We start from the raw sequence: 16,825 nt of genomic DNA, 5'->3' as shown, positions 1-16,825 counted from the left end.
CGAAGCGGCACAAAGTATAGCAATCTCTGCACACTTGCGCGAAACACAAGCTGCGCAAGGCATGGAAATTGTGGCACGCTATGCGCCCGCCAAGCGTTTACAGTGGGTATTCGTCAAACGCATAAAGCACGGTAGAGAGATAGCGTTCGCCGGTGTCGGGAAGCAAGGTGACCACGCGCTTGCCTTTATTTTCAGGGCGAAGTGCCACACTTGCAGCCGCAAAAGCAGCCGCACCCGACGAGATGCCCACGAGCAAGCCTTCTGTTTTAGCCAATTGGCGGGCGGCAAGAATCGCTTCATCGTTGGCCACTTGCACCACTTCATCAATGAGCTTTGCATCATAGGTCTCGGGCACAAAGCCTGCTCCGATACCTTGAATCTTGTGAGGACCGCTGGCACCGCCACTCAAAACGGGCGACTCTTTGGGTTCAACGGCCACAATCTTCACCGCTGGGTTTTGCTCTTTCAAGTATTTCGCCACACCCGAAACGGTGCCACCTGTGCCGACACCTGCAACAAAAATATCCACTTCTCCGTCGGTGTCGCGCCATATCTCGGGGCCTGTGGTGGCATAGTGGCGCTCGGGATTGGCCGGATTGGTGAACTGTCCCAAGATGATGCTGCCTGGAATCGTAGCTTTCAACTCTTCGGCTGCACGGATAGCGCCCTTCATGCCTGCCTTGCCCTCGGTGAGTTTCACTTCGGCTCCATAGGCTTTCACTAAGTTTCGGCGCTCAACGCTCATCGTTTCGGGCATTGTCAGAATCAGCCGATAGCCTTTTACTGCGGCGACTAATGCCAAGCCCACGCCCGTGTTGCCGCTGGTGGGTTCGATGATGGTGCCGCCAGGTTGCAGCTCACCCGAGGCTTCGGCCGCCTCAATCATGGCTAAAGCAATGCGGTCTTTGACGCTGCCGCCAGGATTAAAATACTCAACCTTGGCCACGATGGGCGTTTCAACTCCACGCCAAGCCGAATATTTGTTTAGCGCAACCAAGGGCGTGCGGCCCACCAACTGAAGTACATTCTCTGCTACTTTTTTACTCATAGCTCAATCCTTTCTTGATTAAAATGAAATGATTATTGTTGCGGACGCCCCCTTAATAGGGCTCCCGATATTTGTTTTCGTCCTTATCATTGCGCATGCTGAGATAGCTTTGGTAGCGACTCTCGGCAATGTAATGGTCGGCTAAAGCCTGACGAACGGCGCATCCCGGTTCGTGGGTGTGGGTGCAATTGCTGAACTTGCAATCGCGTGCGAAGTGGAAGATGTCGCGGAAATAACTCGTGAGTTCTTCGGGTTCGATGTCGAATGTGCCGAAGCCTTTGATGCCCGGCGTATCGATGAGATAGCCCCCCTCGGGCAGAGCGAGCATTTCGCTGAAGGTGGTGGTGTGCATGCCCGTGTTGTGCGCGTCGCTGATTTCGGCCGTTTTGAGGTTGGCCTGCGGTAGGATTCGGTTGATGAGTGTGCTCTTCCCCACCCCACTATTGCCGCTGAGCAACGTGATTTTATCTTTCAATAGCGGCATGAGTTGGTCGACGCCTTGCCCAGTGGCAGCCGAAATCTCGTGGCACGCATAGCCGATGGTGTCGTAGAGTTGGCAAACCGCCTGCTGATAGCGCCGCTCGTCGGGCGAGAGCCTGTCGGTCTTGTTGAACACCAATATCACCGGAACCCTGTAGGCCTCGGCCGATGCCAGAAAGCGATCGATGAAGATGGTGCTTGTTTGCGGATAATTCACCGTGACGACGAGCACCGCTTGATCGACGTTGGCGGCCAGAATGTGGCTTTGTTTGCTCAGGTTTTGCGACTTACGAACGATATAGTTTCGGCGCTCATCAATGCTCGTGATGAACGCCGTCCCTTCTTGATTCACGGCAATCTCTACACGGTCGCCCACAGCAACAGGGTTGGTGCTGCGAATGCCTTTTAAGCGAAAATTGCCTTTGATTTTGCTTTCCACCAGCTGGCCATCATCGGTTTTCACCGTGTACCAGCTGCCCGTGTTTTTAATAACTAATCCTTTCAAGCGCTGCACTTAGACCGTCATAATTTCTTTTTGCTTCTCGGCCAGCAAGTCGTCGATGCGCTTGATATATTTATCGTGCGTCTTTTGCAAGTCGTTCTCGGCATCCTTTTCCAAGTCTTCCGACAGCCCATCCTTGATGGCTTTCTTGAGTTTATCTTTCACTTCGCCACGCACATTGCGCACCTCGACCTTCGTGCGTTCGCCAATCTTGTTGCATTGCTTCACGAGCTCCTTGCGGCGTTCCTCGGTGGGTTGCGGAATGCCGAGGCGAATCACCTCGCCGTTGTTCTCGGGTGTGATGCCCACGTCGCTGTCCATGATGGCCTTCTCAATGTCTTTGATGGCCTTTTTGTCCCATGGTCGGATAGCGATGGTGCGTGCATCGGGCGTAGAGATGTTGGCCACTTGATTCAGCGGCACCTTCGAGCCATAGGACTCCACCTTCACGCCATCAAGAATAGCTGTGTTGGCGCGACCTGCTCGGATGTGGGTTAACTCGTCGGCCAAATACATGGCCGCCATTTCCATGCGCTCTTGCGCGTCGCTCAGTGTTGCTTTTACGTCTAACATATTGGTAGTTTTAAAATTCGTTTCCGCAAAATTAGAGATTAATTTTTAATCTTCCAATGCTTTCCACAAAATATTCCGCATCTTTTCGGCTACGGACGAATGTGGGGCGCCACAAGATTGGTGAGCGCCACAAACTGTGCCACGCTGAGCTGTTCGGGGCGCAGCGTCATCTCGTCGGTGGCAAAGAATTGGGGTGCCGGCATCGACGTTTTATCGAATAGCTGCCTGAGGCTCACGCGCAGCATCTTGCGTCGCTGGTTGAACACCGTTTTCACCACGCGCCTGAACAGCCGTTCGTCGCAGCCCAACTGCGCCACGCCGTTGCGCCGCATGCAGATGACGCCGCTCTTCACCCGGGGTGGCGGATTGAACACATTCTCGTCGACGGTGAACAGATAGTCGACATCATACCACGCTTGAATGAGCACCGACAGGATGCCATAGGCCTTGCTGCCGGGCTGCGCGGCGATGCGTTGCGCCATTTCGCGCTGAATCATACCCGTGCAGCAAGGTATCAGCTCCTTGTAGTCGAGCATTTTAAAGAAAATCTGCGACGAAATGTCGTAGGGGTAATTGCCCGTGAGCACGAAAGGACGCCCACCGAAGACGGTCGACAAATCCATGCGCAAAAAGTCTTCCCCAATGATGTTGTCGCGCAGCTGCGGATAGTTGGCATGCAGAAACGCCACCGACTCGCGGTCGATTTCCACCGCTTTCACCTCGCGCTCCTTCGCCACCAAAAACTGCGTGAGCACGCCCATGCCAGGACCAATCTCCAAGATGGGCAGCGCGGGGCAGGCGTCCACCGTGTCGGCAATGCGCCGCGCAATCGTCAAATCCGTCAGGAAATGCTGTCCCAAGTTCTTCTTGGGCTTCACTAATTTCATATGCGTAAACTGTTGTTGATGTTGCAAAAGTAAACAATCTCGGCCAACACCCCAAGCCATCGCCCCGATTTTTATGCACCGCCGCATAGTTCCGCCCCGTTTCGCACGCGGCGGAGCCGGCGACAATGACCAAAATCGAAAAAAGATTGCCGGCGAATAGTTTGCCGCTGCACTAAAATGAGGAAGGTTGCGTGGTAGAGGGGCGTGATGGAGGTTGGTAGGGGCGGTGCCTGTGTGCCCGCCCGTGTCGCCCTGCAAGGGCGCATCCATCAGCGCAAAGCACAAACATGTTTTGATGTGAGCATACATCGTTTATGAATGGAAATGCCTTCTTTACAGGTGGGGATGTGCCCTTTGCAGATGGAAACGCCGCTGCGCGGACGTTCGGGCGGGCACACAGGCGCCGCCCCTACCATTTCTCGTATGGTTCGTGTTATAAGGTTGCCGGCGAATAGTTTGCCGACGGACTAAAACAAGAAAAGGTTGCTGGCGAATAGTTTGCCGACGGACTAAAACAAGAGAAGGTTGCCGGCGAATAGTTTGCCGACGGACTAAAACAAGAGAAGGTTGCCGGCGAACTGTTCGACGACGGACTAAAACAAGAGAAGGTTGCCGGCGAATAGTTCGACGACGGACTAAAACAAGAGAAGGTTGCCGGCGAATAGTTCGACGACGGACTAAAAACAAAAAAAATTGAAGAAATGGGCAATTTCTGCGCTCAGATTTTGGTTTTGTAAGCAGAAAAGCGTACTTTTACGCCAGTCTTTGTAATCGGCCCTGAGGAAACGATATTCGACGGACACCTTTTGCAAAAACAAACATCAGGCGCCGCTATTGGCGCAAACTTAAAACAACTAAAAAAATGGAGAACCAACAAAAAAAATCTCCCCGCTACGTGCGGGTGACAGGTACCATCACAGCGCACACCAGCGCGATGCATGCCGAATTGCATCAACAACTCTACAGCTTGGTTGCAGCGCAGGACAAACAGAAATTGCATCTGACCGATGAGCTGCTCAAGGCTTGGAACGACCTGATTGCGCAGGAAGTGGAGCTGAACAACGCCCAGCAGGACACCGAGCTTACGGCCAAGATGCAACAATTGGACGACGACCGCGACGCGCTCATCACGCAAATCTTCAGTGCCATTCGCAGCAATCGCCGCTCGCCCGTGAAAGCGCTGCGCGAACCGGCCGAACGGCTCGTGAAGTTGGTCGACTCCTACAAAGGCATTCAACGGGAGGTGTTGCAGGCCGAAAGCATGCACATCAACGGAATGTTGAAGGATTTGGGCAAGTATTCCACCGAAACGGCGGCCTTGGGACTAACAGCGGTCATCGCCATGCTGAAAACCACCAACGAGGAGTTTGAACGATTAGAACTCAAGCGCCTTGATGGCTCCGACAAATCGGGATTTACATCAGCCAAAGCTGTGCGCCCACTGACCGACGACACCTTCTATGAGGTGCGCGGCAACATCGAGGCGGCCTTCTACTTCGCCACCACCGAAGCCGACAAGAAGCTCATCACCAATTTGGTGAACAACCTCAACGCCGTGCTCGCCCGCTATGCCACAAGCCGCAAATCGAGCAAGGCGCAATTAGACATCGCCAAGCAGATGGAGTTGGAGAGCAACCACAAGCGCATCGACCCGCTGCTGCCCGCATTGGCCGCAAAGGCGGGCCACGCTGCGGGCGACCTGTCCTTCACGGGGCGGACACAAATCGTCAAGAAAGAAACGCGCTACGAGGTGCTCGCCGCCAGCACGGGCAAGACGTTGTGGACACGGCTCGTGGGTGGCGAACTGGCATTGGTTAAAACCAAGCCCAGCGCAAAAAGCAACGGCTCGGCCACGGTGAAACCTAAGGGCAAAAAGACAGGAAAAGGCGACACACCCAGCAAAGACGAGGCATCCGACAAAGGCGGCCACGCATCAGACAAGGGGAATGGCTCTGGCAGCGACGACGCCTCGGGCAAAGGAAAGAATCCTGGCGGAGGCCAAGGCGAAGCTGAGATCAAACCAAAAGGATAATTAGTTCGGAAGTATTGGCTTAATGTTATAAATAAGGGGGCGGGAGTGCGTGATGCATTCCCGTCCCCGTTTTGTGTGTGGCCAAGAGCAAAGAGGATGTGAAGGGCGTGAGGAGTAGTGACTGAGCAGGCTGTTCGCGACGGCAACTTCGCCAATGAACGCCGGTCGCTACATGCGGTTGCGCTGCGATTGACCGGCTCCGGTGCCTTTATATCGGCTGTTGGTGGTGTTGAAACGATAGCGCACGGTCAGCCAGTAGGCGGTAGATGGAAATTCGGTCACGCGCGTGGTGACCGCCGTTCCGCTGTAGAACTCATAGCTGTCCTTGCCCGTATGGAAGAGGTTGGAGGCATAGAATTGCAGGGAGAGGCGCTGGTTGAGCAACGCTTTGTAGAGCGAAAGGTCGATGGTGCACCGTGGTTTGCTGTAGAACACATTGCCTTCGTTTCCGCGGGTGCGCAGCGTAGTGAAGAGCGAAAACGTGCCCCATTTTCCATCCAGCACGTTGTTGAGTCGAAAGCTGGCCACGGGATGATTGGGCAGCGCGCCCTCGTGGATGTCGAGGTGCATCCATTGCTTGCTGAGCGACGCCTCGAAACGCGGCGACCAGATGCCCCATTTCGGGCGCAGACTGAGGGTGGTTTGCAAGCGGTTGTAGCCCGCAACGTTCTCGGGCTGGTTGAGCAGCTGCTGCGGATTGCCGCGATAAATGCGCGAGAACTCGTAGATGTCGTCGCTCACGTGGGCATACTGGGCATTGAACAAAACCCATTTCCACGACAGTGCGTAGCCCAGGTTGCGGCTGATGGTGGGCTGCAAAAAGGGGTTGCCCGCCTCGTAGGTGTAGCGGTTGTCATATTGTATGCCCTCGCGCAACTGCTCATAGTCGGGGCGATTGATGTCGGTGGCATAGGTGAGTTGCATTTCGGTGGTGCCCACAGGCATGGAAAGGGTCAACGAGGGAAACCATTTGCCATAGTTTTTGCTTTGCGCTGGGCGATAGATGCCGTGGGCGTAGTAGTTGAAATCGATGTATTCGTAGCGCAGTCCGGCCTGCAGATAGAGCTTGCCGAAGTTGCGGTTGTAGTCGAAAAAGGCTGAGGTCATGTTCTCGCGAATGCGGCTTTGCTCGTTGTCAACCAAATGTTGGGGCAGCAAGGTGTATCGGCTCTTGCGTTTCGAGGTGGAATATTCGCTGCCCAAGGTCAATTTGCCGCTGCATAAAGGCCATGCGACCACGAGCTTCGAGGCCAGCAAACGGGCATAGACGCGACGGTCGGAGTTCACCCAATCCTCGGTTGTCGGCATGCCGGTGGGCGTGTAGCGCTCGTGGTTATACATCTGACTTTTCCTGCCGCTCCAAAAGAAATCGGTGTTGAAGTCGATGCTGACTTTGCCGATTTTGCCCACATAATAGACGTTGGATGAGGCGTTTTGCGGGCGTTCGGCGGCGGAATAGTGTGTGGCGGTTTGGTCGATGGACAATTGGTTTTTCAACGAGGTGGTGGCCATGTCGCCCTCGCCGTGGTTGCGTGCGTAGCGAAAATAGCTGATGCTGGCGCCAAGGGTGTGGTTGACGCTGAAGAGATAGCTGCCGGCCAAGCGCGTGTAGTGGTTGATGTTGGTGTATTCCTGGGTGAGATGCGTGTCTTGTTGCCACGTGTCGGCTAAGAAGGTGTGTTGCGAAAAGTCTTTGTCGTTGGGTCGGTGGGTGTAGTTGCCCGAGAGGGTGGCGCTCAGTTCCCACTTGGCTTGCCGATAATTGAGGTTCACAGCCTCGGTTCCACTGGTGCGCGTCTGGTCGTTGATGCCCGCGCTGGTTTGTGCATCAATGCCCCACCCCTCGCCATAGAGCTTCTTGGTGGTGATGCGGATGACGCTTTTCACCTGCGCATTGTAGTGCACACCGGGGTTGGTAATCACCTCAATGGTTTTGATTTCGTTGGGCTGAAGGCGCATCAGCTCGTTGTTGTCTTGCATTTTTCGATTGTTGATATAGACCTCGGGCGTGCCGCGTCCAAACACTTCAAGGGTGCCGTTGCGTGCCGAAACCTGCGGAATGTTGTTGAGCAGTTGCTCCATGGAGGTTGTTTTGGCCAAGAGGCTGCCGGCAATGGTGGTCAGCATGCCCTCGCCTTTGAATTGTGTCTGCGGGCGCTTCGATTTCACAACCACTTCGCTGAGCAGCTTCGTTGCGTCGGCAAGGGTGATGTGCAGCGGCGATGTGCCGCCATAAATGGTCGTGAACGGCTCGTAACCGATGCACGACACCTTGAGCAGTTGCCCCTTCTGAATGGAAGTGAGTGTGAAGGAGCCGTCGGCTTGGCTGGTGGTTCCGCTGACGAAAGTGGAGTCGTCGGGCGATAACACCACGATGTTGGCAAAGGCAATGGGGGCATGATGCGCGTCAGAAACGGTGCCCGAAAGGGTTTGTCCGTGCACGGTCTGCGCCATGAAGAGGACGAAAAGGAGAAGCATTTTTTGCATGTTGATGTTGTGTTTGCATATTAAAACAGGCGGCTCGGAAAAAAAGATGTCGTGCATCTTCTGTCACGCGTGGCCGATAAGTCTCGCAAAGTTAAAAGAAAAATGGCACAAAACACAATAGTCCGTTATTTTTTTTGTTAACAACCTTATCATTTACCTTTCGAAGAAAGCGTTTCCTATCGCCGTCCGGCGCAGGAACCATATCGCTATCATCTTATCGTCGCCACATGGTGTGGGAACGATTTCCGGCCGGCAAATTACCAAAGCAACGGCAACAGAGTCTCCCTTTTATTTCGTACCTTTGCCCACCTGTTTAACAAAATAAAGAAATTAAAATGCTTACAGAAAAGTTTTTCGATGTTATTCGCCATGAAGGTGTCGTTTCAATCGTATCGTGGGGGCATGCAGAACCCCACCTGACGTGCACTTGGAACAGCTACTTGGTGGTGACCGATAATGAAAGAATTCTCATTCCCGCGGCCGGAATGAAGCAGACCGAAGCCAATGTCGAGGTGAACGACCGCGTTCTTCTCGCATTAGGAACACGCGACGTTGAGGGATTCAACGGCTACCAGGGCACAGGCTTCCGCATAGAAGGGCGTGCAAAGTTTCTCACTTCGGGCCCCGATTATGAAATGATGCGTCAGAAATATCCTTTCATCAGGAGCGTCTTAGCGATAACCGTAGACGTTGCCAAGCAAATGCTTTAGGCCTTCAGCCACGTCATCGCCTGCCACTTGCGCACAATGGCACGCGATGAAGAGCGGAAAGGCATCAGTTGGCCATTTCAGAGATAAACATGATGCGCACAAGACGTATCTCTTCGTCGGTGTAATCGCCCCCCAATTCGCGCACAGCCACGCGCAGATCGTCGGTCTCACTCTCGGTGAAATAGTCGTAGATGTCGTCGATGTGTTCGTCGTCCATGATGTCTCTGATGAAATATTCGATGTTGATTTTCGTGCCGCTATACACGATTGCTTCCAACTCATCCAACAGTTCGTCGAACGACATGCCCAAACTTTCAGCAATGTCATCCAAGGCTAATTGGCGGTCGATGCTCTGGATAATCTTCACTTTCGTGGCACTCTTCTTGGCCACGGTGCGCACACGCAGCTCGCCCGGACGCTCAATTTGGTTGTCACGGCAATGCTTTGCGATGAGTTCTAAGAACGGGCCGCCATAGCGTTTGGCTTTCCCCACGCCCACGCCCTGCACCTGTTGCAGCTCTTCGATGGTAACAGGATAGATGGTTGCCATCTGCTCTAACGAACTTTCTTGGAAAATCACATAGGACGGAACACCTAATTTGGTGGCCATTGACTTGCGCAAGTCCTTGAGCATGGCATAGAGTTCGGGGTCGAGTGCAACGACTGTCGGGTCGTCGGTCTCCTCATCATATTCGCCATTAAACTCGGCATCTTCGACAATCTTAAACGAGGTGGGCGCCTTGAGAAAGCGTTTTCCGGCGGCCGTGAGCTTCAACAACCCATAGTTCTCAACATCTTTGCGGAGGTAGCCCGCAATGATGGCCTGCCGAATGACGGGATTCCAATGCTTGGCATCTTCGTCTTCGCCTGCACCAAACGAGGGAAGCTCGTCATGATGATGCGACACAATGTCGTCGGTGGCACGCCCTTTCACATAGTCAATGACATATTCTTGGCGGAACTTTTCCTTCAAATCGCGCACCGCCTGCAAGACAATCAGCAAGGCATTTCCGGCTTCAATCTGCACCTTGGGATGGAGACAGTTGTCGCAATTATGGCAGTTGTCGTAGGGATATTCTTCGCCAAAATAATGCAACAGCATACGACGTCGGCAGACGGAAGACTCGGCATAGGCGGCCGTCTCTTGCAACAACTGCCGGCCAATGTCTTGCTCGGCCACGGGCTTCCCCTCCATAAACTTCTCTAATTTCTTCAAATCTTTCTGTGCATAGAAGGCGATACACTGCCCCTCGCCGCCATCTCGGCCTGCGCGTCCCGTCTCTTGATAGTAGCCTTCGAGACTCTTTGGGATGTCATAGTGGATGACAAAGCGCACGTCGGGCTTATCGATGCCCATGCCAAAAGCAATGGTAGCCACGATGACATCAAGCCGCTCCATGAGAAAATCGTCCTGCGTTTGTGAACGCACGCCACTCTCTAAACCTGCATGATAGGGTGCAGCTTTGATGTCGTTGGCCCGCAAAATCTCGGCCAACTCCTCCACTTTTTTGCGCGACAAACAGTAGATGATGCCACTCTTGCCTGCATTTTGCCGAATGAATTTAATGATTTGCTTATCAATGTCGTTGGTTTTAGGTCGCACTTCATAATAAAGGTTGGGACGGTTGAATGAACTGCGAAACTCCTTCGCATCAGCTATGCCGAGGCTTTTCTTGATGTCGCTGCGCACTTTGTCGGTGGCTGTGGCCGTAAGTGCAATGACAGGTGCGTTGCCTATGCGGTTGATGATGGGGCGGATGTTGCGATATTCAGGACGGAAATCGTGCCCCCATTCCGAAATGCAATGGGCTTCGTCCACGGCATAAAACGAAATCTTGATGGTTTGCAAAAACGCTACGGTCTCCTCCTTGGTCAAAGACTCGGGCGCTACATACAGCAGTTTGGTGCGACCACTGCGAATATCGTCCATCACTTTCTGCACAGCGGTCTTCGTAAGCGACGAGTTGAGACAATGCGCCAAACAAGGTTCATCGCTCAAACTGTTCATCACGTCGACCTGATTTTTCATCAAAGCAATCAAAGGCGACACCACAATGGCGGTGCCCTCCATCAAAAGCGACGGCAACTGGTAGCAAAGGCTCTTGCCACCTCCTGTCGGCATGAGCACAAAGGTGTCGTTGCCGGCCATCAAATTTTGAATAATAGCCTCTTGATCACCTTTAAATTGGTCGAAACCAAAATAGTGTTTCAACTGCTTTGCAAGATTAGCGTTCGTTGTCATAGGTTGCGTTTGTCTATAAGTTCATTACCTTTGATGGGTGCTGCCCTTGGGTGCATGGGGGACAATGGCGGCACCCATCGCCCCGCACGCCGCCGTTAGGCCGTTACATCTAATTGTCTTAAATGCGATTTATTCATTTGCTTCTTAGCATAATCCAACGTAACGGTGAATTTTTTCTTTCGTTCAGACGGAATCTCAAACATCGCATCCATCATCACCGATTCCACAATAGAGCGCAAACCGCGCGCACCTAATTTATATTCCACCGCCTTGTCGACAATGAAATCGAGCGCATCGTCGTCAAACGACAGGCGGATGCCGTCCATCTCAAACAGCTTCACATACTGCTTGATGATAGAATTTTTCGGTTCTATCAAGATGCGGCGCAAAGCTTCGCGGTCTAATGGGTTTAAATAGGTCAGCACGGGCAAACGACCGATAATCTCTGGAATCAAGCCAAAGGCCTTGAGGTCGGTGGGTTGCACATACTTCATAAGATTTTCTTTATCAATCTTGGCTACATTCTGCACTGCATTGTAACCCACAACGCGCGTATTCATGCGCTGTGCAATCTTACGTTCGATGCCGTCGAAAGCACCGCCGCAGATGAAAAGAATGTTGCGTGTATCCACATGAATATAGTCCTGATCGGGATGTTTGCGGCCACCCTTGGGCGGAACATTCACCATCGTGCCTTCGAGCAGCTTTAAAAGTCCTTGCTGAACCCCCTCGCCGCTCACATCACGCGTGATGGATGGGTTGTCGCTCTTGCGGGCAATCTTGTCGATTTCGTCGATAAACACAATGCCATGTTGCGCGGCTTCAACATTATAGTCGGCTACTTGCAGCAACCTGCTCAAGATGCTTTCCACGTCTTCGCCCACATAACCCGCTTCGGTAAACACCGTAGCGTCGACAATGGTGAAAGGCACTTGCAACAATTTCGCAATGGTGCGCGCCAACAAGGTCTTGCCTGTTCCTGTGGTTCCCACCATGATGATGTTGCTTTTTTCTATCTCCACCCCATCATCGTCCATGGGTTGTTGCAAACGTTTATAATGGTTGTAGACCGCTACCGACAGGAAACGCTTAGCCTCGTCTTGCCCAATGATATATTCGTCTAAATATTTCTTGATTTCTTTAGGCTTAGGGACGTTCTTCCATTCGAAAGTATCGATGGGCTTTTCAATCGTATCTTCCTCTTCAAAATCATCAATTTTTCCTCCAGCAGCACGTGTAGCAGAGCGCACAATCTCGTAGGCCTGACGCGCACAGTCGGCACAAATGTAGCCGTTCACGCCCGTAATGAGCAACGGAACTTCGTTCTCGCCGCGCCCACAGAAACTACATACTTTCTTTGCCATGTTTTTATTTCTCCCCGCCATTCGTTGTCGTTTCATTACCAACTGGACCATCTTTCTTGCGCACCAACAACTGATCAATCATACCATAGGCCTTGGCCTCTTCAGCAGTCATCCAATAATTGCGGTCGCTATCTTGCCAAACCTTCTCAAAAGGTGTGTGCGAATGTTCTGAAATAATGGTGTAGAGCTCTTTCTTAAACTTTTGAATTTCTTTTGCTTCAATCTCAATATCCGAAGCCTGCCCTTGCACACCGCCCAAAGGTTGATGAATCATCACGCGGCTATGCTTCAAGGCCGAGCGCTTACCTTCTTGGCCAGAAACCAACAAAACGGCAGCCATCGAAGCAGCCATGCCCGTGCAAATGGTAGCAACATCACTGCTCACAAACTGCATAGTGTCGTAAATGGCTAAACCGGCTGTCACACTTCCACCAGGACTATTGATGTAGATAGAGATGTCGCCCGCATCGTTTACCGAGTCCAAATAGAGCAATTGTGCCGATATAGTGTTAGCCGTATAGTCGTCAATCTCTGTACCTAAGAAAATAATTCTGTCGGCCATCAAGCGCGAGAATACGTCCATCTGTGTCACATTGAGCTGACGCTCTTCCAAAATATAAGGATTAAGATATTGTGCCTGAGCCTTCATTACATCGTCAAGCACCATACCATTCATGCCTAAATGCTTCGTAGCATATTTCCTAAAATCGTTATTCATACTTCTTCCTTTACTGATCATTTGTATAAAAAAAATAAAGGTTATCCACCTTTTTCTCTTATCTTCTTTGCAAAGACTATGCCAATGATTTCACATCGACATGGCACTTTACTCACACAAAGATAATAAAAAAAGTCGATAACCTTTCTTATCGGGTTAGTTTTTTACAAAAACTATTCGCTCATCATCTTATTGAAGTCCTCAAGAGAGATTTCTTTTTCATTCAGTTTCACCACTTTCTTCAATGCTTCGCAGAGCTTAATGTCTGAAGCGCGGTCAACTAAACCATCCACATTCTCACGTTTCTTCATGATTTCCTTGGCATAGTTCTCCACATAATCGTCGGGAACATTGTTCATGCCATATTGCGCAAACTGCACACGAGCCGTTTCTTTGGCAGCTTCCAACACGTCTTTGTCGTCAACTTTGATGTTGTGTGCAGCCACAAGCTGGTCTTTAATCAGGCGCCAAGTGAGTTCTTTAAGGCTGTTGGCATAATTCTTCTCCACAAATTCCTCACCGCGTTCCTTATTGTTGTTCAGCATGATGCGCTTCAAAAGAGCATCAGGGAATTGCAAATCACCCACTTTCTTTTCGCAATAAGCGCGAACATCCTGAATAAACTTGTAGTCGGCGTCAACCGAAAGCTGTTCTTTCAAACCTTCAGCAATTCGCTCACGGAATGCTTTCTCGCTCTTAACTTCGCCTTCACCAAACGTTCTGTCGAACAATTCTTGGTCAACAGCATGCTTCTTATAGCGCTGAATGTCAGTAATCTGATAGCTAAAGTTGCCCGTGTAGTTGCCCAACTCTTCTTCCTTCACTTTCAAGAAGGCAGCCAACTCAGCATTGTTCTCATAAGCCTCACGAGGATTCATCGTGATGATGTCGCCCTTCTTTGCCCCATTGAAAAGTGCCTTTTGTGCTTCGTTCTTAATGTAATTGGGCATCACCGATGCAGCTTCAACGGTCAAACCACCTTCTTTGGTGTTGCCCTTCTCATCGAGCTCGCGCAAATCGCCTTTCAACATGTCGTTGTCTTCATAGCTGTCAACGCTTTCAAAGCTGCCCAAACGAGAAGCGAACATGTCGACCTGACGGTCAATCAACGCATCATCAACCGTAATGGTGTAATGGTCAATCTTGTTGTGGCCATTGAGTTCGATGCTGAATTCGGGTGCCACAGCAATATCAAACTGGAACGTATAAGGTGCAGGCTTTTCCAAATCTTGGGGCTCTTGACCTTCGTGTTGCAAAGGTTCGCCAAGCATTTGAATTTTGTTGTCTTGCACATATTTATAAATCTGCTCACCAATGAGCTTGTTAATGGCATCCATCTTGGCCGATGCACCATATTGCTTTTTAATCAGTCCCATAGGAACCATGCCTGGACGGAAACCAGGATAATTAGCCTTCTTACGGAAGTCTTTCAACGCTTTCTCAACGTTCTCCTGATAATCGGCCTCTTCTACGGTGAGGGTCAACAGACCATTCACCTTGTCTGCAATTTCAAATGAAATATTCATCTTGCTGTTTTATTTTTATATTATATTTTTGTTTTCGCAAATTACGGGACGCAAATTTACGCATTATCCACGAATATACCTAATAATACGATATAAAAATACCTTATTTTTCCAAACATTACCATAAGAAAGTGATTTATGGACTACTCAAGAAATTCTTATATAAATAAAAATATAACCACTTTGCTGTAAACTCAATTTGTTAATATAACATGAGTCCGACGAATTACGAATTATAAGTAGAGACGCCTGTAAAAGTCTTTTTACACTCAAAAGCTACTATTGATAATCAATGAGTTATATTTATGATTTCGCTATCTATATGAGGTTTTGCAGAGGTCTCGTATTGTCAATTCCTAATTCTTTTCGCTTCTTTTTCCAGAAATCATTTATATTATTAAAATCTTCTCTATACTCAAAATCTTCATAAGAAGGTTCAAACCAATGAAAAACTACAGCCTGCTTGGCGATTCTGCAAACATAAAATCCTGTTTTATCCTCTCGGCAAAAAAAACATACCTCTCCTAATCTATCTTTTAGATGATTTCTCCAGTCCATTGTATTATCCCAGCTACTAAATTCCGGATTATATTGTCCCCCCTCTTTAAAGTCTTTAGTGAGATATTTTGTCTCTCTATAAAACCTATAACCATACATAGAGTTATATCTATTTATTGTATCCAGTGTTATATTCTCCCAAAAGAAAGTTTCTAAGTTTCTCTTTAATGAGCTCTTTAGGCAAGGAGCATTCGCCACAAGAATAATACTTGCTGCATATATCTTTTTCTCGTTGTCATTACCAGTACGACATTCAAGGACATAATAACTGCTTTTGTCAATCATATTGCATCTTGATATAAAAAAGACAAGACTTCCAAGGCAAAATACTAATACTCCTAAAAAGAACTTTCTCATATTCATAATCTTCCTTCTATTTCAATTTCTTTTGACATCATTGTTACGAATGGCTTATATCCTTTCATGTATTGGAGGATAAACCAAGAACAGAATCCATCAGCAGCCTCTTGGAAGAATATGTCGGAAACTCTGGTTTCGCTTAAATCGTATCCTCATTCATCCTTCGGACGAGTCAGGTGACTGAGTATTTCACCCCAAGGGGCAGTCTTGTCTCGTACATTCTCCATTGAGCCAAATTCATCAATATTTTTCATCATTCTCCATATCGTTTTTCGATTCCTAATTCCTTGCATTTTTTTATGTAGAAGCTTTTTATATCATTGAAGTCCTGGTAAGTACTTTCACTTTTAACAATATCTACAAATATATGAAATCCATAACCTGTATCATTAATTATAATGCTATAGATTCCTGTCCCATTTTTACGTTTACAAAACATAACATTTCCCAATTCATCCTTAAAATGAGATAAAATATGAAGGATTAGAGCCTTGACATAGTTGAAATTACACTACCTGATTGCGCTTTCTAATACTTAGAATCTTGTCTTCTTTATCCATATCTCAGGTTAGAAGAAGTAGTTCAGTTACTTTCGATGGAACACCAACCCAAAACTTATTTTTTTTTTGTTTCTTCTATTTAGTAATGGGCAGATTTTTATCGAACGTACTATAGCCGTTATCTCATCGCTAATTTTGAGATTCTCATACCTTTTATTATTATCTTTATAGAAGAATGGCTTATCATTGTAGATATTGAAAATGTTATTCGTTCTTTCTATATTTATAATTAATACGCATCGAAAAAGAGCTGTATCAGTGGATAGTGTTTCTTCTATCATAGATGATAATGATGGCTCTAAAAGCATTATTATTTGAGAGCGTTCGTGCTCTATAATGTTTACGATATCACTTCTATCTCCAAAAGCCTTATAATATGTATTATCTAATAATTTTACCTTTTGTCCATAAAGTTGTATGTTAACAACTATAATGAATAATAAGAGTACCCAGTAGTTAATTTTCATATTTAATCATTATTTTGCTTTATCTAAGAGATGTACGTTGTCAAGCAAAAGTGCACAACTGCAAATGTAGTTATTTATGCTGTGATTTCATTCTTTTATGCTCAGAAATTCTTTTGTTGGTTGGATTTTGCTTTATAGTTCCTCTTATTCTTTTAATTTCCTCCCCTTGGCCTAAATATACATCTCTTGGTGTAAGATTGTCCAACGATTCATGAAACCTCCTCTCATTATAGTATTTCACCCATTGGACAATAGCCTTTTCTAATTCAGAGGGACAGAAATAATACGCGAGTTCGGGATAAAACTTTGTA

Annotated in this window: 16 protein-coding genes; 3 read left to right on the top strand and 13 right to left on the bottom strand. The window is 48.8% G+C overall.

Annotation, left to right across the window (positions count from 1 at the left end; translation table 11 throughout):
* Nucleotides 1-97: 97 nt before the first annotated feature.
* The 4 genes from cysK to rsmA form a co-directional block, all read right to left on the bottom strand.
* Nucleotides 98-1,048 (bottom strand): cysteine synthase A, encoded by a 951-nt coding sequence (gene cysK, locus X919_RS0107060; protein WP_028899548.1) that lies wholly within the window; start codon nucleotides 1,046-1,048, stop codon nucleotides 98-100.
* Between the two features lie 52 nt (nucleotides 1,049-1,100).
* Complete coding sequence (gene rsgA / locus X919_RS0107055) at nucleotides 1,101-2,033, bottom strand: ribosome small subunit-dependent GTPase A (RefSeq protein WP_028899547.1); 933 nt, start codon at nucleotides 2,031-2,033, stop codon at nucleotides 1,101-1,103.
* Nucleotides 2,034-2,042: 9 nt separating this feature from the next.
* A complete protein-coding gene (frr, locus tag X919_RS0107050; RefSeq protein WP_028899546.1) occupies nucleotides 2,043-2,603 on the bottom strand; it encodes a ribosome recycling factor in 561 nt (186 codons plus the stop codon).
* An 89-nt stretch (nucleotides 2,604-2,692) separates the two neighbouring features.
* A complete protein-coding gene (rsmA, locus tag X919_RS0107045) occupies nucleotides 2,693-3,490 on the bottom strand; it encodes a 16S rRNA (adenine(1518)-N(6)/adenine(1519)-N(6))-dimethyltransferase RsmA (RefSeq protein WP_028899545.1) in 798 nt (265 codons plus the stop codon).
* Nucleotides 3,491-3,808: 318 nt separating this feature from the next.
* On the opposite strand from rsmA, the gene X919_RS17235 reads away from it, so the two are divergent.
* Together X919_RS17235 and X919_RS0107035 are read left to right on the top strand one after the other, a co-directional pair.
* Nucleotides 3,809-3,961 carry a hypothetical protein gene (locus X919_RS17235; protein WP_253270107.1) on the top strand — a complete coding sequence of 51 codons (153 nt, stop codon included), beginning with the start codon at nucleotides 3,809-3,811 and terminating at the stop codon, nucleotides 3,959-3,961.
* Nucleotides 3,962-4,352: 391 nt separating this feature from the next.
* A complete protein-coding gene (locus X919_RS0107035) occupies nucleotides 4,353-5,522 on the top strand; it encodes a DUF6261 family protein (RefSeq protein ID WP_028899544.1) in 1,170 nt (389 codons plus the stop codon).
* 168 nt (nucleotides 5,523-5,690) lie between these two features.
* Here the strand turns inward: X919_RS0107035 and X919_RS0107030 are convergent, their stop codons facing one another.
* The gene (locus X919_RS0107030) at nucleotides 5,691-8,009 is read right to left on the bottom strand and encodes a TonB-dependent receptor domain-containing protein (protein ID WP_028899543.1); all 2,319 of its coding nucleotides are present in this window, start codon (nucleotides 8,007-8,009) and stop codon (nucleotides 5,691-5,693) included.
* Between the two features lie 335 nt (nucleotides 8,010-8,344).
* Between X919_RS0107030 and X919_RS0107025 the strand changes: the two genes are divergently transcribed.
* Nucleotides 8,345-8,719 (top strand): pyridoxamine 5'-phosphate oxidase family protein, encoded by a 375-nt coding sequence (locus X919_RS0107025; RefSeq protein ID WP_028899542.1) that lies wholly within the window; start codon nucleotides 8,345-8,347, stop codon nucleotides 8,717-8,719.
* Nucleotides 8,720-8,783: 64 nt separating this feature from the next.
* Here the strand turns inward: X919_RS0107025 and recQ are convergent, their stop codons facing one another.
* The 8 genes from recQ to X919_RS16065 all read right to left on the bottom strand — a co-directional run.
* Entirely contained in the window at nucleotides 8,784-10,961 is a 2,178-nt protein-coding gene (gene recQ / locus X919_RS0107020) for a DNA helicase RecQ (protein WP_028899541.1), read from the bottom strand.
* Nucleotides 10,962-11,056: 95 nt separating this feature from the next.
* Nucleotides 11,057-12,325 (bottom strand): ATP-dependent Clp protease ATP-binding subunit ClpX, encoded by a 1,269-nt coding sequence (clpX, locus tag X919_RS0107015; protein WP_028899540.1) that lies wholly within the window; start codon nucleotides 12,323-12,325, stop codon nucleotides 11,057-11,059.
* Between the two features lie 4 nt (nucleotides 12,326-12,329).
* A complete protein-coding gene (clpP, locus tag X919_RS0107010) occupies nucleotides 12,330-13,043 on the bottom strand; it encodes an ATP-dependent Clp endopeptidase proteolytic subunit ClpP (RefSeq protein ID WP_025070953.1) in 714 nt (237 codons plus the stop codon).
* Between the two features lie 173 nt (nucleotides 13,044-13,216).
* Complete coding sequence (tig, locus tag X919_RS0107005) at nucleotides 13,217-14,569, bottom strand: trigger factor (protein ID WP_028899539.1); 1,353 nt, start codon at nucleotides 14,567-14,569, stop codon at nucleotides 13,217-13,219.
* Between the two features lie 318 nt (nucleotides 14,570-14,887).
* Entirely contained in the window at nucleotides 14,888-15,490 is a 603-nt protein-coding gene (locus X919_RS0107000) for a hypothetical protein (protein WP_028899538.1), read from the bottom strand.
* Between the two features lie 149 nt (nucleotides 15,491-15,639).
* On the bottom strand, nucleotides 15,640-15,780 hold the full coding sequence (locus X919_RS16580; protein WP_155949696.1) for a hypothetical protein: 141 nt from the start codon (nucleotides 15,778-15,780) through the stop codon (nucleotides 15,640-15,642).
* A 293-nt stretch (nucleotides 15,781-16,073) separates the two neighbouring features.
* The gene (locus X919_RS0106985) at nucleotides 16,074-16,514 is read right to left on the bottom strand and encodes a hypothetical protein (protein WP_028899536.1); all 441 of its coding nucleotides are present in this window, start codon (nucleotides 16,512-16,514) and stop codon (nucleotides 16,074-16,076) included.
* A gap of 70 nt (nucleotides 16,515-16,584) precedes the next feature.
* On the bottom strand, nucleotides 16,585-16,825 hold a 241-nt coding region (locus tag X919_RS16065; protein ID WP_253270106.1), incomplete at its 5' end, for an integrase core domain-containing protein.

This window comes from Prevotella sp. HJM029 (assembly GCF_000599605.1).
Classification (GTDB): Bacteria; Bacteroidota; Bacteroidia; order Bacteroidales; family Bacteroidaceae; genus Prevotella.
Note: the sequence above shows the minus strand (reverse complement) of the source record. Positions and strands in the feature narration are given on the sequence as shown.